The 26,719-nt window shown below is 43.5% G+C and carries 26 protein-coding genes; 24 read left to right on the forward strand and 2 right to left on the reverse strand.

Annotation, left to right across the window (positions count from 1 at the left end; translation table 11 throughout):
• Nucleotides 1-5: 5 nt before the first annotated feature.
• The 4 genes from pstB (CO686_RS02970) (at nt 6) to CO686_RS02985 (ending at nt 3,219) form a co-directional block, all read left to right on the forward strand.
• Nucleotides 6-809: a phosphate ABC transporter ATP-binding protein PstB gene (pstB, locus tag CO686_RS02970; protein WP_000049851.1), complete on the forward strand. Its 804-nt coding sequence runs from the start codon at nt 6-8 to the stop codon at nt 807-809.
• A gap of 12 nt (nt 810-821) precedes the next feature.
• Nucleotides 822-1,580 (forward strand): phosphate ABC transporter ATP-binding protein PstB, encoded by a 759-nt coding sequence (gene pstB / locus CO686_RS02975; RefSeq protein ID WP_001287328.1) that lies wholly within the window; start codon nt 822-824, stop codon nt 1,578-1,580.
• Nucleotides 1,581-1,591: 11 nt separating this feature from the next.
• Complete coding sequence (phoU, locus tag CO686_RS02980) at nt 1,592-2,245, forward strand: phosphate signaling complex protein PhoU (protein ID WP_000946468.1); 654 nt, start codon at nt 1,592-1,594, stop codon at nt 2,243-2,245.
• A 158-nt stretch (nt 2,246-2,403) separates the two neighbouring features.
• The gene (locus tag CO686_RS02985; RefSeq protein ID WP_049550085.1) at nt 2,404-3,219 is read left to right on the forward strand and encodes an ABC transporter substrate-binding protein; all 816 of its coding nucleotides are present in this window, start codon (nt 2,404-2,406) and stop codon (nt 3,217-3,219) included.
• Nucleotides 3,220-3,238: 19 nt separating this feature from the next.
• Here the strand turns inward: CO686_RS02985 and CO686_RS02990 are convergent, their stop codons facing one another.
• On the reverse strand, nt 3,239-4,510 hold the full coding sequence (locus CO686_RS02990) for an aminotransferase-like domain-containing protein (protein ID WP_096753480.1): 1,272 nt from the start codon (nt 4,508-4,510) through the stop codon (nt 3,239-3,241).
• A gap of 145 nt (nt 4,511-4,655) precedes the next feature.
• Between CO686_RS02990 and budA the strand changes: the two genes are divergently transcribed.
• The 9 genes from budA (at nt 4,656) to alaS (ending at nt 14,492) form a co-directional block, all read left to right on the forward strand.
• Nucleotides 4,656-5,387 (forward strand): acetolactate decarboxylase, encoded by a 732-nt coding sequence (gene budA / locus CO686_RS02995; RefSeq protein WP_000375405.1) that lies wholly within the window; start codon nt 4,656-4,658, stop codon nt 5,385-5,387.
• A 9-nt stretch (nt 5,388-5,396) separates the two neighbouring features.
• Nucleotides 5,397-6,149, forward strand: a complete 753-nt coding sequence (locus CO686_RS03000) for a YhfC family intramembrane metalloprotease (protein WP_000215874.1) — start codon at nt 5,397-5,399, stop codon at nt 6,147-6,149.
• 111 nt (nt 6,150-6,260) lie between these two features.
• On the forward strand, nt 6,261-7,166 hold the full coding sequence (gene murB / locus CO686_RS03005; protein WP_000111591.1) for a UDP-N-acetylmuramate dehydrogenase: 906 nt from the start codon (nt 6,261-6,263) through the stop codon (nt 7,164-7,166).
• A 161-nt stretch (nt 7,167-7,327) separates the two neighbouring features.
• Nucleotides 7,328-8,485, forward strand: a complete 1,158-nt coding sequence (locus CO686_RS03010; protein ID WP_000742901.1) for an ABC transporter ATP-binding protein — start codon at nt 7,328-7,330, stop codon at nt 8,483-8,485.
• Complete coding sequence (locus tag CO686_RS03015) at nt 8,466-9,272, forward strand: ABC transporter permease (protein ID WP_000754122.1); 807 nt, start codon at nt 8,466-8,468, stop codon at nt 9,270-9,272. The genes CO686_RS03010 and CO686_RS03015 overlap by 20 nt, the downstream gene beginning before the upstream one ends.
• Complete coding sequence (locus tag CO686_RS03020; protein ID WP_000712718.1) at nt 9,269-10,042, forward strand: ABC transporter permease; 774 nt, start codon at nt 9,269-9,271, stop codon at nt 10,040-10,042. The genes CO686_RS03015 and CO686_RS03020 overlap by 4 nt, the downstream gene beginning before the upstream one ends.
• Nucleotides 10,039-11,109, forward strand: a complete 1,071-nt coding sequence (locus tag CO686_RS03025; protein ID WP_000737968.1) for an ABC transporter substrate-binding protein — start codon at nt 10,039-10,041, stop codon at nt 11,107-11,109. Before CO686_RS03020 ends, CO686_RS03025 begins: the two co-directional genes overlap by 4 nt.
• A gap of 257 nt (nt 11,110-11,366) precedes the next feature.
• Nucleotides 11,367-11,852: an LURP-one-related/scramblase family protein gene (locus CO686_RS03030; RefSeq protein WP_096753481.1), complete on the forward strand. Its 486-nt coding sequence runs from the start codon at nt 11,367-11,369 to the stop codon at nt 11,850-11,852.
• 21 nt (nt 11,853-11,873) lie between these two features.
• A complete protein-coding gene (gene alaS, locus CO686_RS03035) occupies nt 11,874-14,492 on the forward strand; it encodes an alanine--tRNA ligase (protein ID WP_065371894.1) in 2,619 nt (872 codons plus the stop codon).
• 86 nt (nt 14,493-14,578) lie between these two features.
• On the opposite strand, the gene CO686_RS03040 is transcribed toward alaS, so the two are convergent.
• Nucleotides 14,579-16,027, reverse strand: a complete 1,449-nt coding sequence (locus CO686_RS03040; protein ID WP_001181085.1) for an alpha-amylase — start codon at nt 16,025-16,027, stop codon at nt 14,579-14,581.
• Nucleotides 16,028-16,299: 272 nt separating this feature from the next.
• On the opposite strand from CO686_RS03040, the gene CO686_RS03045 reads away from it, so the two are divergent.
• The 11 genes from CO686_RS03045 to CO686_RS03095 all read left to right on the forward strand — a co-directional run bounded on the left by CO686_RS03045 (nt 16,300) and on the right by CO686_RS03095 (nt 26,685).
• On the forward strand, nt 16,300-17,463 hold the full coding sequence (locus tag CO686_RS03045; RefSeq protein WP_001079976.1) for a class I SAM-dependent rRNA methyltransferase: 1,164 nt from the start codon (nt 16,300-16,302) through the stop codon (nt 17,461-17,463).
• A complete protein-coding gene (gene aroD / locus CO686_RS03050; RefSeq protein WP_096753482.1) occupies nt 17,460-18,137 on the forward strand; it encodes a type I 3-dehydroquinate dehydratase in 678 nt (225 codons plus the stop codon). The genes CO686_RS03045 and aroD overlap by 4 nt, the downstream gene beginning before the upstream one ends.
• Nucleotides 18,127-18,981 (forward strand): shikimate dehydrogenase, encoded by an 855-nt coding sequence (locus tag CO686_RS03055; protein WP_000762462.1) that lies wholly within the window; start codon nt 18,127-18,129, stop codon nt 18,979-18,981. Before aroD ends, CO686_RS03055 begins: the two co-directional genes overlap by 11 nt.
• 18 nt (nt 18,982-18,999) lie before the next feature.
• The gene (gene aroB / locus CO686_RS03060) at nt 19,000-20,067 is read left to right on the forward strand and encodes a 3-dehydroquinate synthase (protein WP_000702145.1); all 1,068 of its coding nucleotides are present in this window, start codon (nt 19,000-19,002) and stop codon (nt 20,065-20,067) included.
• A gap of 9 nt (nt 20,068-20,076) precedes the next feature.
• Complete coding sequence (aroC, locus tag CO686_RS03065) at nt 20,077-21,243, forward strand: chorismate synthase (protein WP_001269852.1); 1,167 nt, start codon at nt 20,077-20,079, stop codon at nt 21,241-21,243.
• Nucleotides 21,244-21,252: 9 nt separating this feature from the next.
• Complete coding sequence (locus CO686_RS03070; RefSeq protein WP_049501392.1) at nt 21,253-22,356, forward strand: prephenate dehydrogenase; 1,104 nt, start codon at nt 21,253-21,255, stop codon at nt 22,354-22,356.
• A gap of 10 nt (nt 22,357-22,366) precedes the next feature.
• Nucleotides 22,367-22,705, forward strand: coding sequence for a YlbF/YmcA family competence regulator (locus tag CO686_RS03075; protein WP_049501393.1), 339 nt, complete (start codon nt 22,367-22,369; stop codon nt 22,703-22,705).
• Between the two features lie 90 nt (nt 22,706-22,795).
• Nucleotides 22,796-24,079 carry a 3-phosphoshikimate 1-carboxyvinyltransferase gene (aroA, locus tag CO686_RS03080; protein ID WP_049501394.1) on the forward strand — a complete coding sequence of 428 codons (1,284 nt, stop codon included), beginning with the start codon at nt 22,796-22,798 and terminating at the stop codon, nt 24,077-24,079.
• Nucleotides 24,072-24,548 carry a shikimate kinase gene (locus CO686_RS03085; RefSeq protein WP_049501395.1) on the forward strand — a complete coding sequence of 159 codons (477 nt, stop codon included), beginning with the start codon at nt 24,072-24,074 and terminating at the stop codon, nt 24,546-24,548. Before aroA ends, CO686_RS03085 begins: the two co-directional genes overlap by 8 nt.
• Nucleotides 24,545-25,393 carry a prephenate dehydratase gene (gene pheA / locus CO686_RS03090; protein ID WP_000686426.1) on the forward strand — a complete coding sequence of 283 codons (849 nt, stop codon included), beginning with the start codon at nt 24,545-24,547 and terminating at the stop codon, nt 25,391-25,393. Before CO686_RS03085 ends, pheA begins: the two co-directional genes overlap by 4 nt.
• The gene (locus CO686_RS03095; RefSeq protein WP_049501396.1) at nt 25,390-26,685 is read left to right on the forward strand and encodes an LCP family protein; all 1,296 of its coding nucleotides are present in this window, start codon (nt 25,390-25,392) and stop codon (nt 26,683-26,685) included. The genes pheA and CO686_RS03095 overlap by 4 nt, the downstream gene beginning before the upstream one ends.
• The last annotated feature ends 34 nt before the right edge of the window (nt 26,686-26,719 follow it).

The following is a 26,719-nucleotide window of genomic DNA, read 5'->3' on the forward strand; positions in this document are numbered from 1 at the left end:
AAGCCATGTCAAAATATAACTGGGATGAAAAGCATATCATCACTTTCCCTGAAGAAAAAGTGGCCCTCTCTACTAAGGATTTACATGTTTACTATGGTAAAAATGAATCCATCAAGGGCATCGATATGCAATTTGAAAAAAATAAAATTACAGCCTTGATTGGCCCTTCTGGATCAGGGAAATCTACTTATCTTCGCAGTCTCAATCGGATGAATGATACCATTGATATTGCCAAGGTCACAGGCCAAATCCTCTACCGAGGGATTGACGTTAACCGTCCAGAAATCAATGTCTATGAGATGCGCAAGCATATCGGGATGGTCTTCCAACGTCCAAATCCATTTGCCAAGTCTATTTACCGCAACATCACTTTTGCTCATGAACGTGCAGGAGTTAAGGACAAGAAAGTACTTGATGAAATTGTAGAAACCTCTCTAAGACAGGCTGCCCTATGGGATCAGGTCAAAGACGACCTCCACAAATCAGCCTTGATGCTTTCTGGAGGTCAGCAACAACGTCTCTGTATCGCTCGCGCCATCTCTGTCAAGCCAGATATCCTCTTGATGGATGAGCCTGCTTCAGCCTTGGATCCGATTGCGACAGCCCAACTGGAAGAAACCATGTTGGAATTGAAGAAGGACTTTACCATCATCATCGTTACCCACAGTATGCAACAGGCTGCGCGTGCAAGTGACTACACTGGATTTTTCTACTTGGGTGACTTGATTGAGTATGATAAAACATCCAATATTTTCCAAAATGCTAAGTTACAGTCAACCAATGACTATGTAACAGGACACTTTGGTTAGAAAGGAAACGGTATGTCAGAAGCGATTTTACAGGTGTCAGACCTGTCCGTTTATTACAATAAAAAGAAGGCCTTGAATAGTGTTTCCCTTTCTTTCCAACCTAAGGAAATAACAGCCTTGATTGGTCCTTCTGGATCAGGAAAGTCCACCCTACTCAAAGCCATCAACCGCATGGGCGATCTAAATCCTGAAGTGACAACAACAGGATCAGTAGTCTATAATGGTCACAATATCTACAGTCCCCGCACCGATACGGTTGAATTGCGTAAGGAAATTGGGATGGTCTTTCAACAGCCTAATCCCTTCCCTATGTCTATCTACGAAAATGTTGTCTATGGGCTGCGTATCAATGGGGTTAAGGATAAACATGTTTTGGATGAAGCAGTAGAAAAGGCCTTGCAACGTGCTTCTATCTGGGATGAAGTAAAGGATCGTTTGCATGATTCGGCCATTGGTCTCTCAGGTGGACAACAACAACGTGTTTGTGTTGCTCGTGTCTTAGCAACCAGTCCGAAAATTATCCTCTTAGATGAACCAACATCAGCTTTGGATCCTATTTCTGCAGGTAAGATTGAGGAAACCTTGTATGGTCTGAAGGATAAATACACCATGCTCTTGGTAACGCGTTCGATGCAACAAGCCTCACGTATCTCTGATAAAACAGGATTTTTCCTAGATGGGGATTTGATCGAGTTTAACGATACGAAGAAGATGTTCCTAGAGCCACAAAACAAGGAAACAGAAGATTATATTACAGGAAAATTTGGATAAGGAGTTGAATGATGTTACGATCTCAATTTGAAGAAGATTTAGAGAAATTGCACAACCAGTTCTACGCAATGGGACAAGAAGTGCTCTCGCAGATCAATCGTACAGTGCGTGCCTTTGTTACGCATGACCGTGATTTGGCAAAAGAAGTCATCGAAGACGATGCAGAAGTAAATGAATATGAAGTGAAGTTGGAAAAGAAATCATTTGAAATGATCGCCCTCCAACAACCTGTTTCGCAAGACCTTCGTACCGTCTTGACCGTTCTCAAGGCAGTGTCAGACGTGGAACGCATGGGAGATCATGCAGTGTCTATCGCTGAGGCGACCATTCGTATGAAGGGGGAGCAACGTATCCCTTCTGTTGAAGAAGAAATCAAAAAGATGGGACGCGACGTGAAAAACTTCGTTGAAGCGGCTCTAGATCTCTATCTCAACGGTTCTGTGGATCAAGCCTACGAAGTAGCGGCTATGGATGAAAAAATCAACCATTACTTTGATAGCATCCGTGATTTGGCTACAGAAGAAATTAAGAAAAATCCTGAAGCTATCGTTACAGGCCGTGATTACTTCCAAGTCATTTCTTTCTTGGAACGTATTGGAGACTACGCAAAAAATATCTGTGAATGGGTTGTTTACTTTGAAACAGGTAAGATTGTCGAACTATAAGAAACGGTTTAAATATACAGAAGAAAAGGCTGATTAAAATAAATCAGTCTTCTTTTTTTATGAAAAGAATTGTTTTACAATCAAAATCTCTAAAAGGGTTGACAACTATTTTTAAAAGAGTTATAATTATTCAGAATTAACAGAAAGGTCGTTTATTTATGAAATTTAAGAAATGGATATTAGTTGTGTGTAGCATGCTTGCCAGCATGGTTTTGGTAGCTTGCCAGTCAGGAACGGGTAGTTCTCAGTCTGCTGTGGAAGCTATTAAACAAAAAGGAAAGCTAGTCGTTGCGACCAGTCCAGACTATGCACCGTTTGAATTCCAAGCCTTGGTAGATGGTAAAAACCAAGTGGTTGGTGCAGATATTGATATGGCTCAAGCAATTGCAGACGAGCTTGGGGTTAAACTTGAAATCTCTAGTATGAGTTTTGACAATGTCTTGACTAGCCTTCAAACTGGAAAGGCTGACTTAGCCATAGCAGGAATTAGTGCTACAGATGAGAGAAAGGAAGTCTTTGACTTTTCTATCCCTTACTATGAAAACAAAATGAGCTTCTTGGTTAGAAAAGCCGATTTAGACAAATACAAGGATCTTTCAAGCCTCGCAAGTGCAAATATCGCAGCTCAAAAGGGAACTGTGCCAGAAACCATGGTCAAGGAACAATTGCCAAATGCCCAATTGACATCCTTGACCAATATGGGGGAAGCCGTCAATGAGTTGCAGGCTGGAAAAGTGGATGCTGTTCATATGGATGAACCAGTTGCTCTTAGCTACGCAGGTAAAAACTCAGACCTTGTCGTTGCATCTGTTAACTTGACGATGAAAGATGGCGAAGCCAATGCCGTTGCTATCAAGAAGGATCAATCAGACTTGAAAGCAGTAGTAGATAAGGTTATCCAAAAACTGAAAGATGACGGAACCTATCAAAACTATCTTGAAAAGGCAGCGAAACTAACAGAAGTTGAACAATAAGAAAAAGCAGAGTTGGACTTTAATCCAATTCTGCTTTTATGTATTCTAATAGCTCTTCTAGATTTTCAAGAGTGACTTTGGCAAACTGATAAGGACAGGCGTCCAAATAAGCCTTCTCAAAAAAGTCTAATTTGAGCGAGCTGTGTTTCAAACTGGCAATTTTAGGATAGTGTCTCAAATCAAGTAAAAGACCATCGTGTAGAGGATAGTGGGGCAAGGGACAGGTGTTTTCTTCAAGAACTTTCTTTATCTGAGCCTGATAGTTCTCTTGAAGGGTCAGTCTGGCCAGTCGATTTTTTTCAAATAAATGGCTATCGATGTAAAGAGAAAGAGCCTTTTGCATGATGAGATTGCTGTCATAGTCCAGGATATTTTTGTAGGAAACAAAGGCCTCTTTTAGGGCATTTGGGAGAATGAGAGCGGTGATACGAAGGGCTGGAAAGAGGCTAGTTGAGAAGGACTTGATATAAATGACGCGATCCTCAGTATCCAGATAGTGGAAGGTTTGTCCCTTTTTAGAGTCTAAGTCACCTAGATAATCATCCTCTACGATATATACACCATACTGGTTTGCTAGATCCAGAATAGCCCTCTTTTCCTGATCAGAATAGGAATGGCCAAGAGGATAGTGGAAGCGAGGAATGGTGTAGAAAAACTTGATTTTCCCGGATTTGAATTGTTTTTCCAGTTCTTCAAGGTCAATGCCATCAATACGGCGTTCAATGGTCTGGTAGGCTAATCCTTGAGCAACTAAGAGACGATTCATCCGATGGTAGGTCGGCTGTTCAACTAGAATCTCAGCTCCCTTGCTCGGGAAGTCAATCTGAGAAAGGATAAAGAGAGCTTGCTGGGTACCAGATGTTAGAACCAGTTGGTCGGGTTTGCAGTAGAGGGCTTGGTTGAAAAGAAGTTGATGGACAGATTGTCTGAGTTCCTCAAGGCCTTCTTGGTTGTCATAGTAGTTGAAGAGGTAGTTTTCTCGGCCTATCAGGGTTTCGTTGACACAGAGTCGGAAGTCGTCATAGGCACTGGCATGTTCGTCAGTGACTTCGATTTCCAAGTCCTGATGCTGTCCTTGTTCTAGAACATAGTAGCCACTTTGGGGTTTGGCATAGAGGTATTGTTCATGGCGTAATTCCAGCAGGGCTCGTTGGATAGTGTCCTTGCTACAGTGGAAGTCTTGGCTCAATTGACGGATGGAGGGAAGCCGGCTACCTGTTGGAAATTTTCCTGATTCGATCCCCATTTTTAGAAAGGAAACGACTGCTTGGTATTTACTTTCTTTCTTCATTCCAGACCTCCGTTGATTTTGTTACATTGTACCTTTTTTTTGCCTCCTTTGCAATGGGAAAAGCATTTCTCCCTTTCACAACTAGGAGCAAATGTGGTATACTTAGAAAGTATGATGATTCATTGAATAGAAGATAAGAAAGAGAATGGATAGAAAAGTGCAGGAACCGGTTAAATTATTTCAATACAATACTCTAGGTGCCCTAATGGCAGGTCTCTATGGTGGAACCATGACAGTAGGAGAGTTGCTGGAACATGGTGACCTCGGCTTGGGAACCCTTGATTCGATTGATGGGGAGTTGATTGTCCTTGATGGCAAGGCTTATCAAGCCAAGGGATCTGGTCAAACGCCTGAAATCGTTGAAGTGGCAGCGGATGCCCTTATTCCCTATGCAGCAGTGGTTCCTCATCAGGCAGAAGTGATTTTTCGACAGCGCTTTGAGATGACGGACAAGGAATTGGAAAAGCGAATTGAGTCCTACTATGATGGGGAAAATCTTTTTCGTTCCATCAAGATTCATGGCGAATTTTCACAAATGCACGTGCGGATGATTCCTAAATCCACACCTGATACCAAGTTTGCTGATGTAGCGACTCACCAACCTGAATATAGCCGTGAAAATGTATCGGGAACTATTGTTGGATTTTGGACACCGGAGATTTTCCATGGTGTGAGTGTTGCAGGCTACCATTTGCATTTTATCTCAGATGATTTGACCTTTGGTGGTCATGTGATGGACTTTGTTATCAAAGAAGGAATGATCGAGGTTGGGGCAGTCGACCAGTTGGATCAACGTTTTCCAGTCCAAGATCGCCAGTATTTATTTGCTAAATTTAATGTTGACGAGATGAAGAAAGATATTGATAAGTCAGAATAGGAGAAAAAGATGACAGTACATATTATCCTCACCATGATCGCTTTAGTTCTCATTCTAGTAGGTGGAACTTGGTATGCCAAAAAACGGTTTAAAATCTCTCTTGCAGTGATGGGCTTGGGGGCAATCGCATTTTTTGTTTCTTCTCAAGTGTTAGAGAAGATGGTTCACCTTCTGGTACTCCATCCGCAAAAAGATGGAACCATTCCGCTCATGCAGGAGCAGCCTTTCTTATACGTCCTTTATGGGATTGCCATGGCTGCCCTCTTTGAAGAGACGGCCCGTTTTGTCTTTTTTAAATGGTTGGAGAAAAAGAGAAAGTTGGAAGATCGAGATGCTTGGGCTTATGGCTTAGGACATGGAGGCTTAGAGATGCTCTACCTCGGAATGGGAAGTTTGATTAGCCTTTTGATCCTCTTTTCACTAGTACAGTCATCAAATACTGATGCGGCGAATCTTCTTACAAAGAGTACATTAGAAACAGTTCAGTCTCTATCAGCATGGCAGATCTATCTACTAGGAGTTGAGCGTGTCCTTGCTCTGGTTCTCCAAATTAGCCTTACTGTCTGGGTCTATCAAAGTGTCCGTCAAAAGAAATGGATTTATCTCGTTGCTGCCTATGGATTACATGCCTTGTTCGACTTAGCTCCAGCTCTATCTCAAGTGGGCTGGATTGCGAATCCGCTTCTAGTTGAGTTTGTTCTTCTCGTAGAACTTTTAGTCTTTATCTGGCTGACAAAATTTACATTTTGGAAAAAATCATAAAAAGAGGGGAGACCTCTTTTTTTATGTAAGGATAAAACAAGCTCTTTTTATGGTCGTCAAATGTCTCTAAAAATGGTATAATGGAATGAATTTTGAAAAAGGAAGAGTGACATGTCAGTAAAAGAAAAAATGCTTGAAATCCTAGAAGGAATCGATATTCGTTTTAAGGAACCTTTGAAGACCTATACCTATACCAAGGTAGGAGGTCGAGCGGATTATCTAGTTTTGCCACGCAATCGCTATGAGATGGCCCGTGTCGTCCAATTTGCCAATCAAGAGAATATTCCTTGGATGGTGCTAGGAAATGCTAGTAATATCATCGTTCGTGAAGGTGGAATCCGTGGTTTTGTCATCTTGTGCGATAAGCTTAATAACGTTTCAGTTGATGGCTATACCATTGAAGCGGAAGCAGGAGCGAACTTGATCGAAACAACACGTATTGCCCTCCGTCATAGTTTGACTGGTTTTGAGTTTGCTTGTGGGATTCCTGGAAGCATCGGAGGAGCTGTCTTTATGAATGCGGGTGCCTATGGAGGAGAGATTGCTCATATCTTGCAGTCTTGTCAAATTTTGACCAAGGAAGGGGAAATCGAGACCTTGTCAGTCAAGGACTTGGCTTTTGGTTACCGTCATTCAGCTATTCAGGATTCTGGGGCTATTGTCTTGTCAGCTAAATTTGCCCTATCTCCAGGGAATCATCAGGTTATCAAGCAAGAAATGGACCGCTTGACGCACCTACGTGAACTCAAACAACCATTAGAATACCCATCTTGTGGTTCAGTCTTTAAGCGACCAGTGGGGCATTTTGCAGGACAGTTGATTTCAGAGGCTGGCTTGAAAGGCTATCGTATCGGTGGTGTGGAAGTATCTGAAAAGCATGCCGGTTTCATGATCAATGTTGCTGACGGAACAGCGAAAGACTACGAGGACTTGATCCAATCTGTTATTGAAAAAGTCAAGGAACACTCAGGTGTTACCTTAGAGCGAGAAGTTCGTATCTTGGGTGAGAAAGAATAAGGTTGGGGTAGAAAAGTTGCTGCTATAACCACCATTGTAAAGGGGTGAAAGCCTATCGTTAGTGAAGATGTATGTAGGCAGTTCAATCTCCTACACGAGGTAGTAGCGGTCTGACAGAGCCCTGATCTGTTAATTTACGAAGAAGAAGGAATTTAGAGGAATTGAAAAAACCAATTATTGAATTCAAAAACGTCTCTAAAGTTTTTGAAGACAGCAACACCAAGGTTCTCAAAGACATTAACTTTGAGTTGGAAGAGGGAAAGTTCTATACCTTACTAGGCGCATCTGGTTCTGGGAAATCAACCATCCTGAACATCATTGCAGGTTTACTAGATGCGACGACAGGGGATATTTTACTGGATGGGGTACGGATTAACGACATCCCAACCAACAAGCGAGACGTCCATACGGTCTTCCAATCCTATGCCTTGTTTCCACATATGAATGTGTTTGAAAATGTTGCCTTTCCGCTCCGCTTGCGTAAAATCGACAAGAAAGAAATCGAGCAACGTGTAGCGGAAGTGCTCAAGATGGTTCAGTTGGAAGGTTATGAAAAACGTTCCATCCGTAAACTCTCTGGAGGACAACGTCAGCGTGTAGCCATTGCCCGTGCCATCATCAACCAACCCCGTGTGGTCTTGTTGGATGAGCCCTTGTCAGCGCTGGACTTGAAATTGCGAACGGACATGCAGTACGAACTGCGTGAACTGCAGCAACGATTGGGGATTACCTTTGTCTTTGTCACTCACGATCAGGAGGAAGCCCTGGCTATGAGTGACTGGATTTTCGTTATGAACGATGGAGAGATTGTTCAGTCTGGAACACCTGTAGATATCTATGATGAGCCAATCAACCACTTTGTTGCCACCTTTATCGGCGAGTCCAATATCTTGCCAGGAACCATGATTGAAGACTACTTGGTTGAGTTTAACGGCAAACGCTTCGAAGCGGTCGATGGGGGGATGAAGCCAAATGAGCCAGTTGAGGTTGTCATTCGTCCAGAGGACTTGCGCATTACCCTTCCTGAAGAAGGCAAGCTCCAAGTCAAGGTTGATACCCAGCTTTTCCGTGGGGTTCATTACGAGATTATCGCCTATGACGAGCTCGGAAATGAATGGATGATCCACTCGACTCGTAAGGCCATTGTTGGCGAGGAAATCGGTCTGGACTTTGAACCAGAAGATATCCACATCATGCGTCTCAACGAAACCGAAGAAGAGTTCGATGCTCGTATCGAGGAGTACGTAGAAATCGAAGAGCAAGAAGCAGGTCTGATTAACGCGATCGAGGAGGAAAGAGATGAAGAAAACAACCTCTAAACTCTTTGTAGTGCCCTACATGCTTTGGATTGTCCTCTTTGTTCTCGCACCCTTGGTCTTGATTTTCGGTCAATCCTTTTTCAACATTGAAGGCCAATTTAGCTTAGAAAACTATAAATCCTACTTTGCGTCACAAAACTTGACCTATCTTAAAATGAGCTTCAACTCAGTCCTCTATGCAGGAATTGTGACCTTAGTAACATTGCTCATCAGCTATCCAACAGCCCTCTTTTTGACCCGTCTCAAGCACCGTCAACTCTGGCTCATGCTGATTATCTTGCCAACCTGGATCAATCTGCTTCTTAAGGCCTATGCCTTTATCGGGATTTTTGGTCAAAATGGCTCTATTAACCAATTTTTGGAATTTATCGGAATCGGTTCGCAGCAGTTGCTCTTTACGGATTTCTCCTTCATCTTTGTCGCAAGCTACATCGAGCTTCCCTTTATGATTTTGCCGATTTTCAATGTCTTGGATGATATGGATAACAATCTCATCAATGCCAGCTACGACCTCGGTGCGACCAAGTGGGAAACTTTCCGCCATGTCATCTTCCCTCTATCTATGAATGGAGTGAGAAGTGGGGTTCAGTCTGTCTTTATCCCCAGCTTGAGTCTCTTCATGCTGACACGTTTGATTGGTGGGAACCGTGTTATCACGCTGGGAACGGCCATTGAGCAGAACTTCCTGACCAATGACAACTACGGTATGGGTTCTACCATCGGTGTGATCCTCATCCTAACCATGTTCATCACCATGTGGGTGACCAAGGAAAGGAGAGAACGATGAAGAAATTTGCCAATCTCTACCTAGCCTTTGTCTTTATCATCCTATATTTGCCAATCTTTTACTTGATTGGCTATGCCTTTAATGCAGGGGATGATATGAATAGTTTTACTGGTTTTAGCTTGAGCCATTTTAAAACCATGTTTGGTGATGGTCGTCTCATGTTGATCCTCACCCAAACCTTTTTCTTGGCCTTTCTGTCAGCCTTGATTGCGACTGTTATAGGGACTTTCGGTGCTATTTACATTTACCAGTCTCGTAAGAAATACCAAGAAGCCTTTTTATCACTCAATAATATCCTCATGGTTGCGCCTGATGTTATGATTGGTGCTAGCTTCTTGATTCTCTTTACCCAGCTTAAGTTTTCACTTGGATTTCTGACAGTTCTATCTAGTCACGTGGCCTTTTCCATCCCTATCGTGGTCTTGATGGTCTTGCCTCGTCTCAAGGAGATGAATGATGACATGATTCATGCGGCCTATGACTTAGGTGCCAGTCAATTTCAGATGTTTAAGGAAATCATGCTTCCTTACCTGACACCGTCTATCATTGCAGGTTATTTTATGGCCTTCACCTATTCGCTAGATGACTTTGCCGTGACCTTCTTTGTGACGGGAAATGGCTTTTCAACCCTGTCAGTTGAGATCTACTCTCGTGCTCGTAAGGGGATTTCGTTAGAGATCAATGCCCTGTCTGCACTTGTCTTTCTCTTTAGTATTATCCTAGTTGTAGGTTATTACTTTATCTCACGTGAGAAGGAGGAGCAAGCATGAAAAAACTCTATTCATTTTTAGCAGGAATTGTAGCAATTATCCTTGTCTTGTGGGGGATTTCCCATCATCTAGATAGTAAAATCAACAGTCGAGATAGTCAAAAATTGGTTATCTACAACTGGGGGGACTATATCGATCCCGAACTCTTGGAGAAATTCACAGAAGAAACAGGAGTCCAAGTCCAGTATGAGACCTTTGATTCCAACGAAGCCATGTATACCAAGATCAAGCAGGGTGGAACGACCTACGATATTGCCATCCCGAGTGAATACATGATCAACAAGATGAAGGACGAAGACCTCTTGGTTCCGCTTGATTATTCAAAAATTGAAGGAATCGAAAATATCGGACCTGAGTTCCTCAACCAGTCTTTTGACCCGGGCAATAAATTCTCCATCCCTTACTTCTGGGGGACCTTGGGAATCGTCTACAATGAAACCAAGGTAGATGAGGCGCCTGAGCATTGGGATGACCTCTGGAAACCAGAATACAAGGATTCCATCATGCTTTTTGATGGGGCGCGTGAGGTGCTGGGACTCGGGCTTAACTCGCTCGGTTACAGTCTTAACTCTAAGGATCCTCAGCAGTTGGAAGAAACGGTAGACAAGCTCTACAAACTGACTCCAAATATCAAGGCCATTGTGGCAGACGAGATGAAGGGTTACATGATTCAGAACAACGCTGCTATCGGTGTGACTTTCTCTGGGGAAGCCAGCCAGATGTTGGAGAAAAATCCTAACCTCAAGTATGTCGTTCCGACTGAGGCCAGCAATCTCTGGTTTGATAACATGGTCATTCCAAAAACCGTGAAAAATCAAGATGCCGCCTATGCCTTTATCAACTTTATGTTGAAACCCGAAAATGCTCTGAAAAATGCGGAGTATGTAGGTTACTCAACACCAAACCTACCAGCAAAGGAAATGCTCCCAGAGGAGACTCGTGAGGACAAATCCTTCTATCCAGACGCTGATACCATGAAACACCTGGAAGTTTATGAGAAATTTGACCATAAATGGACAGGAAAATATAGCGACCTCTTCCTACAGTTTAAAATGTATCGGAAGTAGGAGATATGCTTTCTTGTCAGCTTTTCCAGTTGACGCAGAACTCAAAAAACGATATAATAATAAAGTTGAGAATTGATTTTCAATCAACTTAGTCCAGAGAAATGGCGGTGCTGCGAGCCATCTAAGGTAGGAAGTCATGCTACTCAATCAGACAATTGCATAAGAATAAGAGAATGACAAGTTCATTGAATGAAGGTGGTACCGCGGTTTTTCGCCCTTCGTGATGTGAGCTTGTCTTTTGATTTTTGGAGGTGTTTATGAAGACATTTCTCGTGAAACAAAAGTTTCGTCTTGGGGGCGAACGCTTTGATATCAAGGATGACAGAGGAGTAGTGAACTATCAAGTGGAGGGATCTTTCTTCCAAATTCCTAAGACCTTTACCATCTATGACGCCTATGGTGAGCAGGTCAGTGAAATCAGTAAAGAATTTTTCACCTTGCTTCCTCGCTTTACTATTCAGCTACGAAACGGTTCAAATTTCGTCATTCGTAAGAAGTTGACTTTCTTTCGAGATAAGTATGAGTTTGATAATCTCGGGCTTCGTATCGAGGGCAATATCTGGGATTTAAATTTCAAATTGCTAGATGATCGCGATCAGCTGATTGCAGAAATTAAGAAGGAACTCTTCCATCTGACCTCTACCTATACCGTAACGGTTCTGGAGGATTCTTATGCAGACCTGGTCATTTCCCTCTGTGTCGCGATTGACTATGTGGAAATGCTGGAAAGCCAATCAAATTAAACAAGTAAATAAGGAGATATTATGAAACAACTATCTAGTGCTCAAGTTCGCCAAATGTGGCTTGATTTCTGGGCAAGTAAAGGCCACTCTGTCGAACCATCAGTCAGCTTGGTTCCTGTAAATGACCCAACTCTTTTGTGGATTAACTCTGGGGTAGCAACCCTTAAGAAATACTTTGACGGAACCATTATCCCTGAAAATCCACGTATTACCAATGCGCAAAAAGCTATCCGTACTAACGATATTGAAAACGTAGGGAAGACTGCGCGCCACCATACTATGTTTGAAATGTTGGGGAACTTCTCTATCGGAGATTACTTCCGTGACGAAGCCATCACTTGGGCTTATGAGCTTTTGACAAGCCCAGAATGGTTTGATTTTCCTGCTGAAAAACTGTACATGACCTACTATCCAGACGATAAAGATTCTTACAACCGCTGGATTGAAGTAGGAGTGGATCCTAGCCACTTGATTCCAATCGAAGACAACTTCTGGGAAATCGGTGCGGGGCCTTCTGGACCTGATACAGAAATCTTCTTTGACCGAGGAGAAGCATTTGATCCAGAAAACATCGGTATTCGCCTGCTTGCAGAAGATATCGAAAACGATCGTTACATCGAAATCTGGAACATCGTTTTGTCACAATTTAACGCCGATCCTGCTGTTCCTCGTAGCGAGTACAAGGAATTACCACATAAGAACATTGATACGGGCGCTGGTTTGGAGCGTTTGGTGGCTGTTATCCAAGGGGCTAAGACCAACTTTGAAACTGACCTCTTCATGCCGATCATTCGTGAAGTTGAGAAATTGTCTGGTAAGGTTTATGAACAAGATGGCGACAACATGAGCTTCAAGGTCATCGCTGACCACATCCGTTCCCTTTCATTTGCCATCGGTGATGGTGCCCTTCCTGGAAATGAAGGTCGTGGTTATGTTCTTCGTCGTTTGCTCCGTCGTGCTTCTATGCACGGTCAAAAATTGGGTATCAACGAGCCTTTCCTTTACAAACTCGTTCCAACTGTTGGAAAAATCATGGAAAGCTACTATCCAGAAGTGCTTGAAAAACGTGACTTTATCGAAAAAATCGTTAAGAGCGAAGAAGAGTCATTTGCCCGTACCCTTCACTCAGGTCAACACTTTGCAGAAACCATCGTAGCTGACTTGAAAGCCAAAGGTCAAAACGTTATCGCGGGGCAAGATGTCTTCAAACTCTACGATACATATGGATTTCCAGTTGAGTTGACAGAAGAAATCGCTGAAGAAGCTGGGATGACTGTCGATCGTGAAGGTTTTGAAGCAGCCATGAAAGAACAGCAAGAACGTGCGCGTGCGTCTGCTGTTAAGGGTGGCTCAATGGGAATGCAAAATGAAACCCTCCAAAACATTACAGTGGAAAGTGTCTTCAACTATAATGCCAGCCAATTGCCTTCTAAGTTGGTGGCTATCGTGGCTGACAATGCAGAAGTAGAAGCTGTTTCTGAAGGAACTGCCTCTCTTATCTTTGCGGAAACTCCATTCTATGCTGAAATGGGTGGACAAGTAGCTGACCACGGTCAAATCTTGGACGCTGCTGGAAATGTCGTGGCTACTGTGATAGATGTTCAAAAAGCACCAAATGGCCAAGCTCTTCATACTGTTGAAGTTCTTGCTCCTCTTGCTTTGAACCAAGAATACACCTTGGCTATTGACAGCAATCGTCGTCACCGTGTCATGAAAAACCACACTGCGACTCACTTGCTCCATGCGGCCCTTCACAATATCCTTGGACACCATGCGACACAAGCAGGATCTCTGAACGAAGTAGAATTCCTTCGCTTTGACTTCACTCACTTCCAAGCTGTAACTCCTGAAGAGTTGCGCGCCATTGAACAGCAAGTCAATGAGAAAATCTGGGAAGCAATTGCTGTAGAAACTGTTGAGACAGATATTGACACTGCTAAAGAAATGGGAGCTATGGCCCTCTTTGGTGAGAAATACGGTAAGGAAGTTCGTGTTGTTACGATTGGTGACTACTCAGTGGAACTTTGTGGTGGTACCCACGTTGGCAACACTTCTGAGATTGGTCTCTTCAAGATTGTCAAAGAAGAAGGAATCGGATCAGGAACTCGCCGTATCTTGGCAGTAACTGGTAAGGAAGCCTTTGAAGCTTATCGCGAACAAGAAGACGCTTTGAAAGCCGTCGCATCAACCTTGAAAGCCCCTCAACTCAAGGAAGTTCCTCATAAGGTTGAAGGGCTTCAAGAACAACTCCGTCAGCTTCAAAAAGAAAATGCAGAATTGAAAGAAAAAGCCGCAGCCGCAGCCGCAGGCGATGTCTTCAAGGATGTGATGGAAGTCAACGGTCACCGTTACATTGCAAGCCAAGTTTCTGTATCAGATGCAGGCGCCCTTCGTACCTTTGCGGATAACTGGAAACAAAAAGACTACTCTGATGTGCTTGTCCTAGTTGCAGCCATCGGTGACAAAGTCAACGTTCTTGTAGCTAGCAAGAGCAAAGACATCCACGCAGGTAATTTGGTAAAAGAATTGGCTCCAATCGTTGATGGACGTGGTGGTGGTAAACCAGACATGGCCATGGCAGGAGGAAGCAACCAAGCGAAAATTCAAGAACTCTTGGATGCAGTAGCAGGTAAATTGTAAGACAATAAAGATCTATCCATTTGGGTAGGTCTTTTTGCCTACTTAAAAAGCCAAATCCGCTTGGATTTGACTTGTAACTGATAGGTTTATTTTGTTGCCCAGACACTGACTGAACCCGCTGCTACTGGAAATTCTCCATACCCTTCAGCATTGATTGTAACTTGTGCTGGATGATTTTCAAGGAGATCAACAAAAGTCTGCTCAGCCCATTCTTGACCGACAAACATGGATTTGCTGTTTTCTTGGTCATTTGAGATAAGGACAGCGATCGGGGATTGGTTTTCAGCGCCTGAACGAACCCAACCGATACAGTTGGCATCGTCAAAGTAGTCTGTTTGCTCTCCATAAGCCAAGTCTTTTCGGATGGCTAGGAGACGGTCAAGAACTTCTCTGAAATCTTGTTGAGCAAATTGCCCTGAAATGCCATAATAATCTCCGTAAAAGATACATGGAAGCCCATCTTGACGTAATAGAATAAGGGCATAGGCTGCTGGTTTAAACCATTCTTCAACAGTCGATTCGAGGGCCTGTCCTCGTTGGGTATCGTGGTTGTCTACAAAGGTCACAGCCTTATCGGGTTTTAGTTCAACCAAGCTATCTGTGAAAATGTTACGAAGGTCGTAACTTGCTCCAGCATGGCTAGCTTCAAAGAGGTTCTGGTGGAGGCGAACATCGACAAGGTCAAAACGTTCTTCTATTTTCTCGAGATAGTCTAGATTGTCTTCCTTGTCTGGGTTCCAAAATTCCCCAAAAACATAGAAATCTTGACCGTATTTTTCCTTCATATCACGAATGAAATTGCCCATAAAGAAGGAGTCGATGTGCTTAACGGCATCCAAACGGAAACCAGCTACACCAGTCGTTTCCATGAACCAGTCAGCCCAGTCATAGATGTTTTGGATGACTTCAGGGTGCTTAAAGTCTAGGTCGGCATACATGAGGTAGTCGTAGTTACCGTTTTCGTTATCGACCAATTCCTCGTTGGCCCAACCTTTATTGTCCCCCTGGATCAGGTAAATACCAGACTTACGGCGTTTGGCATCGTAGTCTGTACCTGTAAAGTGGTACCAGTGCCAGTGGAAGTCATTGTAGGTATCTTGGCGACCATCGAAAGTAAAGTGAGTCCAGCCATTGATAGTAAAGGGCTCGCTTAATTGAACGGTACGGTCCTCAGGGTCCACTTCAATAACCTGAAAGGCTTCCATATGATCGGCAGCAGCCTTGTGATTGAGCACCACATCGGCCATAGGTTGAATTCCCTGCGCCTTTAGGGCTTGAATGGCTTGAAGATAATCTTCTTTAAACCCATACTTGGTACGGACAGTCCCTTTTTGGTGAAATTCACCTAGGTCAAAAAGATCGTAAACACCATAGCCGACATCTTTTTCGTTGGTTGCCTTGAAGGCAGGTGGCATCCAGACATGGCTGATGCCAAGGTTTGCTAGGTGCTCTGCGTCATTTGTCAGTCGCGTCCAGTGTTGGCCGTCGTGAGGCAAATACCATTCAAAGTATTGCATAAGTGTCTGATTTTGCATTGTTTTTCCTCTTGCTTATCAATGTTGTGTTTTATTTTACCATAAAGTTTAGAACTAGGCAAACGTTTGCGCAAGATTCTATACTCATTTCTGAAATTGTCTATTTTTAGCGAATAGAATCTCTCTTTCCATTATAAGGGAAAGGATGTTTTGGTGGAAAAGTAAATGGCATATACTTATTTTAACAAAAATGACACTCAGTAAACTAAAGTACATATGGTTAAACGGTTTCTTTTTTGAGAATTGTCACAAAATTTGCTATAATAGTAGCTATGAATAGAATTAGGGTCAGCAGATGTGTTGAAAAAAAGCTAGCTAAGGGTCTAGTTCTTTTGGAAGCAAGTGATTTAACAGATATTGAACTGACGGATCAGGCAGTAGAAGTTCTTAGTCAAGACGGGAAGTTTTTAGGGAGCGCCTATCTTTCTCAACAGAATAAAGGAATCGGCTGGTTCATCAGCAAGGAAAAGGTTCGTTTCAATCAAGCCTTTTTTGAAATCCTGTTTCGTAAGGCCAAGGAAGCTAGAAAGCCTTATTATCAAGATGACTTGACCACTGCCTTTCGCCTTTTTAACCAAGAGGGGGATGGTTTTGGTGGTCTGACTGTTGATCTCTATGGAGATTATGCTGTCTTTTCTTGGTACAATTCCTTTGTTTACCAGATTCGTGTGCTGATCATAAATGCTTTTAAGGAAGTTTTCCCTGAGGTCTTGGGGGCTTATGAAAAGATTCGTTTTAAAGGTCTAGACTACGAGTCTGCCTATGTTTATGGTGAGGAAGCGCCAGATTACTTTACTGTTCTTGAGAATGGCGTGCTCTATCAAGTCTTTATGAATGATGGCTTGATGACAGGGATTTTCCTAGACCAGCATGAGGTTCGTGGGAGTCTGGTTGACGGTCTAGCCATGGGCAAATCCTTGCTCAATATGTTCTCCTATACGGCTGCCTTTTCAGTTGCTGCAGCTATGGGAGGCGCGAGTGAGACGACTTCTGTCGACTTGGCCAAACGGTCTAGAGAGCTGTCAGAAGCTCATTTTCAGGCAAATGGACTCAGCACGGACAATCATCGTTTTATCGTTATGGATGTCTTTGAGTACTTCAAGTATGCCAAGCGAAAAGGCTTGACCTATGATGTGATTGTTCTTGATCCGCCAAGCTTTGCCCGCAATAAAAAACAAACATTCTCTGTAGCTAAGGACTATCACAAGTTGATTTCCCAGAGTCTAGAGATTTTAAATCCGGGAGGGATTATCATTGCCAGTACCAATGCTGCCAATGTTTCCCGCCAGAAATTTACAGAACAAATTGATAAAGGTTTTGCAGGAAGAAGGTATCAGGTCTTGAACCAATACGGACTTCCAGCAGACTTTGCCTATAATAAAAAAGATGAAAGCAGTAATTACCTCAAGGTGATTAGTATGAAGGTTAGTAGATGAAATTAATCGTTTCAGTAATGCCAAGAAGTTTAGAAGAAGCGCAAGAACTGGATGCCACTAGGTATGAAGATGCCGATATCATTGAGTGGCGTGCGGACTTTCTTACAAAGGACGCTATTTTACAGGTAGCACCCGCTATCTTTGAGAAATTTGCAGGACGCGAACTTGTCTTTACCCTTCGGACCCGCGCTGAGGGAGGAGAAATCGAACTTTCCTCAGAAGAGTATGTTCAAATCATTAAGGAAGTTACTCAGCATTATCAGCCGGATTATGTAGATTTTGAGTATTTCAGCTACAAGGACGTTTTTGAGGAAATGTTGGATTTTCCAAATCTTGTTTTGAGTTACCATAATTTCCAGGAGACACCTGAAAACATGATGGAAATTTTGTCTGAGTTGACCAGTCTCTCTCCGAAAGTGGTCAAGGTATCAGTTATGGCTCATACGGAGCAGGATGTTTTAGACCTGATGAATTACACTCGAGGATTTAAAACACTCAATCCTGAGCAAGAGTACGTGACCATTTCCATGGGGAAAATGGGCAAGGTATCACGCATTACTTCAGATGTGACGGGTTCGAGTTGGTCATTTGCTAGTCTGGATGAAGCGAGTGCCCCAGGTCAGATTTCGCTATCAAACATGAAGAAAATCAGGGAGATTTTGGATGAAGCTTGATGGCTATACACGTTTAGCTGCAGTTGTTGCCAATCCCATCAAACACTCTATTTCGCCCTTTATCCACAATAGGGCCTTTGAGGCGACAGCTATTAATGGTGCCTATGTAGCTTGGGAGATTGAAGCGGGTGATTTGGCAGAAACAGTCGCCAATATTCGCCGTTACCAGATGTTTGGCATCAACCTGTCTATGCCTTACAAGGAGCAAGTGATTCCTTATCTGGATGAGTTGAGTGATGAGGCTCGTTTGATTGGGGCGGTTAATACGGTTGTTAATCATAATGGCACTTTAATTGGATATAATACAGATGGCAAGGGATTCTTTAAGAGCTTGCCTTCTTTTACAATCTCAGATAAGAAAATGACCCTTCTGGGTGCAGGTGGTGCGGCCAAATCAATCTTGGCACAAGCTATTTTGGATGGGGTCAGTCAGATTTCGGTCTTTGTACGTTCAGCTTCTATGGAAAAAACAAGACCTTACCTAGACAAGTTGCAGGAGCAAACAGGTTTTAAAGTGGACTTGTATGCTTTAGAAGATCTTTCTGAACTGCAATCAAGGATTGCCGAGTCGGACCTGCTCGTCAATGCGACCAGTGTAGGGATGGATGGCCAGTCGTCGCCAGTTCCAGAAAGTATCAATTTGCCAGAGGCTCTCTTGGTCGCAGATATCATTTACCAACCTTTTGAGACACCATTTTTGAAATGGGCTAGAAGCCAGGGCAATCCAGCTGTCAATGGTCTGGGAATGTTGCTCTATCAAGCTGCTGAAGCTTTTCAACTGTGGACAGGTAAAGAAATGCCGACAGAAGAAATTTGGCAGTCCTTAACAGAAAAATATAAATAGTGAAAAGGAGATCCTACTATGAAAATCAGAATCGATATTCCGCATCATCCTTATGATATTCAGATTGAAAAAGGTTGTCTGGCTCAGGCTGGTCAATGGTTGCGAGAACTCTGGCAACCACAAAAAGTGGTTATCGTAACCGACAACCATGTAGCTTCTCTCTATGCAGAGAAGGTTAAACTCAGCCTAGAAGATGCTGGTTTTCAGGTAACTGTTTTTGACTTTTTAGAAGGCGAAGAACGAAAGAATTTAACAACTGTTCAGAAGGTCTATGAATTTCTAGTCAAGCAAGGTCTGACTCGTAGCGATGGGATCGTGGCTCTTGGTGGTGGTGTCGTTGGGGATCTGGCTGGTTTCGTAGCCTCTACCTATATGCGAGGCATTCACTTTGTTCAGATTCCGACTAGTTTGACTGCACAGGTTGATTCTTCTATCGGTGGAAAGACGGGTGTCAATACTCTTTTTGCTAAAAATATGGTGGGAACTTTTGCCCAACCAGATGGGGTTCTGATTGACCCGCTTGTCCTTGAAACACTCGGGAAAAGAGAGTTGATTGAGGGAATGGGTGAGGTTATCAAGTACGGCTTGATTGAGGATCCAGAACTGTGGGCTCTCTTGATGGAGCTAGATGGTTCTGTAGAGAGCATTCTGGAACATGCAGAGACTTTGATTGAACATTCTTGTCAGGTGAAGCGCAAGATGGTGGTTGAGGATGAGTTGGATAACGGTGTTCGCCTTTACCTCAATTTTGGGCACACTATTGGTCATGCTATTGAAGCAACGGCCGGTTATGGCAAAGTCATGCATGGTGAGGCCGTGGCCATGGGGATGGTGCAGATTTCCAAGGTTGCTGAGGAAAAAGGCCTCATGCCAGCTGGCCTAACCCAGTCCATTAGAGAGATGTGCCAGAAATTTGGACTACCTGTTGACTATGAAAACTGGGATGTTGACAAGCTTTATCAGGCTTTGACTCATGACAAGAAGGCACGTGGCAACACCTTGAAATTGGTCTTGGTACCAGAGCTTGGTTCAGCGACCATTCACCCAGTTTCTCTGGAAGAGATGAAAGACTACTTGGTAAAATAAGGAGAACGTATGAGATATTTAACTGCAGGAGAATCACACGGTCCTCGTTTGACGGCTATTATTGAAGGAATTCCCGCTGGACTTCCTTTGACAGCTGAGGATATCAATGAGGATCTGAAACGCCGTCAGGGTGGCTACGGTCGTGGTGGTCGTATGAAGATTGAGAGTGACCAGGTTGTCTTTACTTCGGGCGTTCGTCACGGGAAGACGACAGGGGCTCCCATTACCATGGATGTCATCAATAAGGACCACCAGAAATGGCTGGATATCATGTCTGCGGAGGACATTGAAGACCGCCTGAAAAGCAAGCGGAAAATCACTCATCCTCGCCCAGGACATGCCGATTTGGTTGGGGGCATCAAGTACCGTTTTGATGACTTACGAAATTCCTTGGAGAGGTCATCTGCCCGTGAAACCACCATGCGAGTAGCTGTTGGGGCAGTAGCCAAACGTCTCTTAGCTGAACTGGATATGGAGATTGCCAACCATGTCGTAGTATTTGGTGGCAAGGAAATCGATGTACCTGAAAATCTTACAATCGCTGAGATTAAAGAACGAGCTGCCCAGTCTGAAGTTTCTATTGTCAACCAAGAGCGAGAACAAGAAATCAAGGACTATATTGACCAAATCAAACGTGACGGTGATACCATCGGTGGGGTTGTGGAGACAGTCGTCGGAGGTGTTCCAGTTGGTCTTGGTTCCTATGTCCAATGGGACAGAAAATTGGATGCGCGATTGGCACAAGCAGTTGTTTCTATCAATGCCTTTAAAGGGGTGGAATTTGGTCTTGGATTTGAAGCTGGTTACCGCAAAGGCAGCCAAGTTATGGATGAAATTCTCTGGTCTAAAGAAGACGGTTATACTCGTCGTACCAATAATCTTGGTGGTTTTGAAGGTGGTGTGACCAATGGGCAACCAATTGTTGTTCGTGGAGTTATGAAACCCATTCCTACTCTTTATAAACCACTCATGAGTGTGGATATCGAGACGCATGAACCCTACAAGGCAACTGTGGAGAGAAGTGATCCGACCGCCCTGCCAGCAGCAGGTGTAGTCATGGAAGCTGTTGTAGCAACGGTTCTGGCGCAGGAAATTCTTGAAAAATTCTCTTCCGATAATCTAGAAGAATTAAAAGAAGCGGTAGCCAAACACCGTGAGTATACAAAGAACTATTAAGGAGTTCCTATGGCAAAAACAGTCTATATCGCAGGTCTTGGTTTGATCGGTGCTTCGATGGCCCTCGGTATCAAACGCGATCATCCTGATTATGAAATTTTAGGCTACAATCGCAGTCAGACTTCGAGAGACATTGCCTTGGAGCGGGGGATAATTGACCGTGGAACGGATGATTTTGCTAGTTTTGCTCCTCTGGCAGATGTCATCATTCTGACCTTGCCGATCAAGCAGACCATTGCTTTTATTCAGGAGTTGGCAGGTTTGAACTTGAAAGAAGGCGTCATTATTTCAGATGCGGGCTCTACCAAGGCTGCCATTGTGGAAGTTGCTGAGGAATACTTGGCTAGCAAGTCAATTCGTTTTGTCGGGGCTCATCCCATGGCTGGTAGCCACAAGACAGGAGCTGCCTCGGCAGATGTCAATCTCTTTGAGAATGCCTACTATATCTTTACTCCATCTAGTTTGACTAGTTCAGACACGCTTGAGGAAATGAAGGACCTACTTTCTGGTCTCCATGCTCGTTTCATTGAAATTGATGCCAAGGAGCACGATCGAGTGACTTCACAGATTAGCCATTTTCCCCATATCTTGGCATCAGGTCTCATGGAGCAAACAGCTGTCTATGCTCAAGAACATGAAATGGCAAGGCGCTTTGCGGCGGGTGGTTTTCGAGATATGACCCGGATTGCAGAGAGTGAACCAGGTATGTGGACTTCCATTCTCTTGTCCAATCGCGAGACTATCCTAGAGCGGATTGAGGATTTCAAGGAGCGCCTAGATGAGGTCGGACAAGCCATCAGCAAGGGAGATGAAGAGCAAATCTGGAACTTTTTCAACCAAGCGCGTGCGCAACGTCAGGCCATGGAAATCCATAAGCGTGGTGGTGTGGACAGTTCTTATGACCTCTATGTCGATGTTCCCGATGAAGAAGATGTTATCTTGCGGATTTTGGAATTACTTCGTGGGACTTCTTTGGTTAATATCCACATCAACGAAGAAAACCGTGAAGATGTTCATGGGATTCTACAAATTTCATTTAAAAATGCTCAAGATTTAGAACGAGCTGAACGCTTAATTACAGAAAATACGGACTATACAGTCGTCATCAAATAAGGAGAAAATCATGTCAAATATTTACGATAGTGCAAACGAACTTAGCCGCGGGTTACGTGAATTACCAGAATACAAGGCGGTTAAGACAGCAAAAGATGCCATCCAAGCTGATGAACAAGCTAGCAAGATTTTTGCAGACTACCTCGCTTTCCAGCAAGAAATCCAAGTCATGGCGCAAACGGGACAAATGCCAGACGCCTCTTTCCAAGAAAAGATGCAGTCTTTCAGCAAACAAATCCAAGAGAACGCTCTTTTGTCAGATTTCTTTGCCAAACAGCAACAATTGTCCATTTACCTTTCAGACATTGAAAAAATTGTCTTTGAACCTGTTTCAGAATTATTGAAATAGTATTTTATCTGTATAAAAGCCAGAAATTTCAGGAATTTCTGGCTTTTTTGTGATAAAATAAGAAAAAGTATTGCAAGTATGAGGTCAACTATGAAACTAAAAACAAACATTCGCCACTTACATGGCAGTATTCGGGTTCCAGGTGACAAGTCTATCAGCCATCGTTCGATTATTTTTGGAAGTTTGGCTGAGGGAGAAACTAAAGTTTATGATATTCTGCGTGGAGAGGATGTACTTTCAACCATGCAGGTTTTTCGTGACCTTGGTGTTGAGATAGAAGATAAAGACGGTGTGATTACGATTCAAGGTGTAGGCATGGATGGCTTAAAAGCTCCGCAAAACGCCTTGGATATGGGGAATTCTGGCACCTCGATTCGCCTGATCTCAGGTGTACTTGCTGGTGCAGACTTTGAAGTAGAGATGTTTGGAGATGATAGTCTTTCCAAACGTCCTATGGATCGTGTGACGATTCCACTGAAAAAAATGGGAGTCAGCATTTCTGGTCAAACAGAGCGAGACTTGCCTCCTCTGCACTTGAAAGGTACTAAAAACCTAACACCGATTCACTATGAGTTGCCAATTGCCTCTGCTCAAGTCAAGTCTGCCTTGATATTTGCAGCCTTACAGGCTCAGGGGGAGTCCGTTATTATCGAGAAAGAATGTACTCGTAACCACACCGAAGATATGCTTCAGCAATTTGGTGGTCATTTAAGTGTGGATGGCAAAAAAATCACAGTTCAAGGACCACAAAAACTGATCGGACAAAAGGTAGTTGTTCCAGGAGATATTTCCAGTGCAGCCTTTTGGTTGGTCGCAGGTTTGATTGTTCCAAACTCTCGTGTGGTGCTGCAGAATGTGGGCATCAATGAAACGCGTACTGGTATTATTGATGTCATTCGCGCCATGGGTGGAAAACTAGAAATAACTGAAATCGATCCAGTCGCTAAATCAGCAACCCTGACTGTCGAATCTTCAGACCTGAAAGGAACGGAGATAGGTGGATCCTTGATTCCACGCTTGATTGATGAATTGCCTATTATTGCCCTTCTAGCGACCCAAGCCCAAGGTGTAACGGTCATTAAGGATGCTGAGGAACTCAAGGTCAAGGAAACCGACCGCATTCAAGTGGTGGCAGATGCCTTAAATAGCATGGGGGCGGATATCACTCCTACAGCAGACGGGATGATTATCAAAGGGAAATCAAGCCTTCATGGCGGTAGAGTCAATACGTTTGGTGACCATCGTATTGGCATGATGACAGCCATTGCAGCTCTCTTGGTTGCGGATGGAGAAGTGGAACTTGACCGTGCTGAAGCCATCAACACTAGCTATCCTAGCTTCTTTGATGATTTGGAGAGCATGACTCATGGCTAAGGTATTACTTGGATTTATGGGGGCAGGCAAGTCGACAATCGCTAGAAGATTGGACCCAGACTATATCGATATGGATGCCTTAATCGAGGAACATTTGGGCATGTCCATTGCGGATTTCTTCGCTGAAAAAGGAGAAGTGGCCTTTCGTCAAGTAGAGTCAGAAGTCCTAGCTGACTTACTAAAAACGGACCGAGTTGTGTCAACTGGCGGAGGAGTTGTCATTTCTCAGAGAAATCGTGACTTGCTCAAAACCAATCCTGATAACATCTACCTAAAAGCAGATTTTGAAACCCTCTACCAACGTATCGCAGCTGATAAGGACAATCAGCGTCCACTTTTTCTTAACAAAAGCAAGGAAGAACTGGCAGCTATTTTCCATGAAAGACAAGCTTGGTATGAGGAAGTAGCCAGTCGGATTCTAGATGTGACCAAGTTAAGCCCAGAGGAAATTATAGAGGAACTGAGATGAAAATTGCCTATCTAGGTCCCAAGGGATCTTTTTCGCATCATGTTGTGCAGACAGCCTTTCCCAAAGAGGAATTGCATGCCTTTGCCAATATCACAGATGTTATCAAGGCCTATGAACAGGGCTTGGTGGACTATTCGGTGGTACCAGTTGAAAACTCCATTGAAGGTAGTGTCCATGAAAGTTTGGATTACCTTTTTCACCAGGCTCGCATCCAAGCAGTGGCAGAAATCGTTCAACCCATTCACCAGCAGTTGATGGCAGTTCCTGGTCATACTAAGATTGAGAAGATTTTTTCCCATCCTCAGGCTTTGGCTCAGGGAAAAAAATTCATCGATGAACACTATCCAGAGGCTCAAATCGAGGTAACCGCCAGTACCGCCTATGCAGCTCGCTTTATTTCAGAACATCCAGATCAGCCTTATGCAGCTATTGCTCCTAAAAGTTCAGCTGAAGAATATGGCTTGGAATTGATTGCAGAGGATATTCAGGAAATGGAAGCCAATTTCACACGTTTTTGGGTGTTAGGGGCAGAGATACCGAAGATTCCTTTGAACTCACAAGCTGAAAAAATGAGTTTGGCCTTGACCTTACCAGACAACCTACCTGGTGCTCTTTACAAGGCACTTTCGACCTTTGCTTGGAGAGGGATTGACTTAACAAAGATTGAAAGTCGCCCCCTTAAAACAGCCTTGGGAGAATACTTTTTCATTATCGATGTAGACTATAGTGACAAAGAACTGGTTCATTTTGCAAGACAAGAACTAGAAGCTATTGGAATCCAGCATAAGATTCTGGGGACCTACCCGATTTTTACCATAACTGATTTAGAAAAGGAGAGTCAATGAGCAAAGAAAATCCTTTAAGTCATCACGAGCAGTTACGTTATGACTATCTCTTCAAAAATATTCATTACCTCAACGACCGTGAACGGAGGGAGTTTGATTATCTGCAACAGAAAATGGCAGGTCCCAAGTCTGAAGTTCACCCTTCCTACCAAGAAGAAAAAGAAGAAACTTGGGGTAGAGATATTGATCTTCCGACCTACGGCAGTAGAAGCCGGTCTAAGAAACGTGAAAAGGTAGCTCCTCAACCTAAAGTCAAAAAGAAAAAGAGAAGAATTCGCTTCAAACGAATACTGACTTGGTTCTTGCTGTTGATTACTTGTGTGCTTGCAGGGATGATTTTCATGTTTCTTAGAGGGTTCCAGTCAGCAGCCAATCCAACAAATAAGCCAGCTGACGCCAAGGCAGCTCAAGTAGAGGTCTTTAACGGTCAGGATACCAAAGATGGTGTGAATATTTTAGTCATGGGGACAGATGGCCGTATCGGTCAAAATAGTGCAGAAACCCGTACTGACACGATCATGGTGCTGAATGTTAGTGGATCGGATAAGAAGATTAAACTAGTCAGCTTTATGCGTGACAACTTAGTGTATATCGACGGGTACAGTAAGATTGTAAATGGCCAGAAACAGACGGATAACAAACTAAATGTTGCCTACGAACTTGGGGAACAAGAAGGGCAAAAAGGTGCTGAAATGGTCCGCAAGGTTCTAAAAGACAACTTTGATTTGGATATTAAGTACTATGCCCTGGTCGACTTCCAGGCTTTTGCAACAGCTATTGATACCCTCTTCCCTGACGGAGTAACGATTGATGCTCAATTCTCAACATTGAATGGTCAACCTTTGACAGAAGCCACAGTTGGAGACGACCTTCATGCAACAGAGACTGAGTCACCAACCCAAACCATCAAAGTTGGAAAACAGCAGATGAATGGATCCACCTTGCTGAACTATGCTCGCTTCCGTGATGATGATGAGGGAGACTATGGCCGTACCAAACGTCAGCAACAAGTCATGTCAGCTGTTCTTGAGCAAATCAAAGATCCAACCAAGCTCTTTACGGGGTCAGAGGCACTTGGAAAAGTCTTTGGCATGACATCAACAAATCTACCATATAGCTTCTTGTTGACCAATGGCTTATCTGTCCTAGAAGGTGCTCAAAATGGCATTGAAAGACTCACCGTCCCAGAACTTGGTGACTGGGTAGACGCTTATGATATCTATGGTGGACAAGGACTTCTAGTTGATCAAAATAAATATCAGACCAAACTCGCCCAAATGGGAATGAGATAGAATACTATAAAAAAATCAAAGTTTGAATCACAAG

The organism is Streptococcus oralis (assembly GCF_002386345.1).
Lineage (GTDB): Bacteria > Bacillota > Bacilli > Lactobacillales > Streptococcaceae > Streptococcus > Streptococcus oralis_S.

Coding starts and splice junctions, on each gene's coding strand:
- aroC (WP_001269852.1), top strand. CDS start 20,077: ATGAGATATTTAACTGCAGGAGAATCACACGGTCCTCGTTTGACGGCT.
- CO686_RS02985 (WP_049550085.1), top strand. CDS start 2,404: ATGAAATTTAAGAAATGGATATTAGTTGTGTGTAGCATGCTTGCCAGC.
- CO686_RS03030 (WP_096753481.1), top strand. CDS start 11,367: ATGAAGACATTTCTCGTGAAACAAAAGTTTCGTCTTGGGGGCGAACGC.
- CO686_RS03015 (WP_000754122.1), top strand. CDS start 8,466: ATGAAGAAAACAACCTCTAAACTCTTTGTAGTGCCCTACATGCTTTGG.
- CO686_RS03095 (WP_049501396.1), top strand. CDS start 25,390: ATGAGCAAAGAAAATCCTTTAAGTCATCACGAGCAGTTACGTTATGAC.
- phoU (WP_000946468.1), top strand. CDS start 1,592: ATGTTACGATCTCAATTTGAAGAAGATTTAGAGAAATTGCACAACCAG.
- CO686_RS03025 (WP_000737968.1), top strand. CDS start 10,039: ATGAAAAAACTCTATTCATTTTTAGCAGGAATTGTAGCAATTATCCTT.
- aroD (WP_096753482.1), top strand. CDS start 17,460: ATGAAATTAATCGTTTCAGTAATGCCAAGAAGTTTAGAAGAAGCGCAA.
- CO686_RS02990 (WP_096753480.1), bottom strand. CDS start 4,510: ATGAAGAAAGAAAGTAAATACCAAGCAGTCGTTTCCTTTCTAAAAATG.
- alaS (WP_065371894.1), top strand. CDS start 11,874: ATGAAACAACTATCTAGTGCTCAAGTTCGCCAAATGTGGCTTGATTTC.
- CO686_RS03040 (WP_001181085.1), bottom strand. CDS start 16,027: ATGCAAAATCAGACACTTATGCAATACTTTGAATGGTATTTGCCTCAC.
- budA (WP_000375405.1), top strand. CDS start 4,656: ATGGATAGAAAAGTGCAGGAACCGGTTAAATTATTTCAATACAATACT.
- CO686_RS03055 (WP_000762462.1), top strand. CDS start 18,127: ATGAAGCTTGATGGCTATACACGTTTAGCTGCAGTTGTTGCCAATCCC.
- CO686_RS03070 (WP_049501392.1), top strand. CDS start 21,253: ATGGCAAAAACAGTCTATATCGCAGGTCTTGGTTTGATCGGTGCTTCG.
- CO686_RS03085 (WP_049501395.1), top strand. CDS start 24,072: ATGGCTAAGGTATTACTTGGATTTATGGGGGCAGGCAAGTCGACAATC.
- pstB (WP_001287328.1), top strand. CDS start 822: ATGTCAGAAGCGATTTTACAGGTGTCAGACCTGTCCGTTTATTACAAT.
- aroB (WP_000702145.1), top strand. CDS start 19,000: ATGAAAATCAGAATCGATATTCCGCATCATCCTTATGATATTCAGATT.
- murB (WP_000111591.1), top strand. CDS start 6,261: ATGTCAGTAAAAGAAAAAATGCTTGAAATCCTAGAAGGAATCGATATT.
- aroA (WP_049501394.1), top strand. CDS start 22,796: ATGAAACTAAAAACAAACATTCGCCACTTACATGGCAGTATTCGGGTT.
- CO686_RS03075 (WP_049501393.1), top strand. CDS start 22,367: ATGTCAAATATTTACGATAGTGCAAACGAACTTAGCCGCGGGTTACGT.
- pstB (WP_000049851.1), top strand. CDS start 6: ATGTCAAAATATAACTGGGATGAAAAGCATATCATCACTTTCCCTGAA.
- pheA (WP_000686426.1), top strand. CDS start 24,545: ATGAAAATTGCCTATCTAGGTCCCAAGGGATCTTTTTCGCATCATGTT.
- CO686_RS03020 (WP_000712718.1), top strand. CDS start 9,269: ATGAAGAAATTTGCCAATCTCTACCTAGCCTTTGTCTTTATCATCCTA.
- CO686_RS03000 (WP_000215874.1), top strand. CDS start 5,397: ATGACAGTACATATTATCCTCACCATGATCGCTTTAGTTCTCATTCTA.
- CO686_RS03045 (WP_001079976.1), top strand. CDS start 16,300: ATGAATAGAATTAGGGTCAGCAGATGTGTTGAAAAAAAGCTAGCTAAG.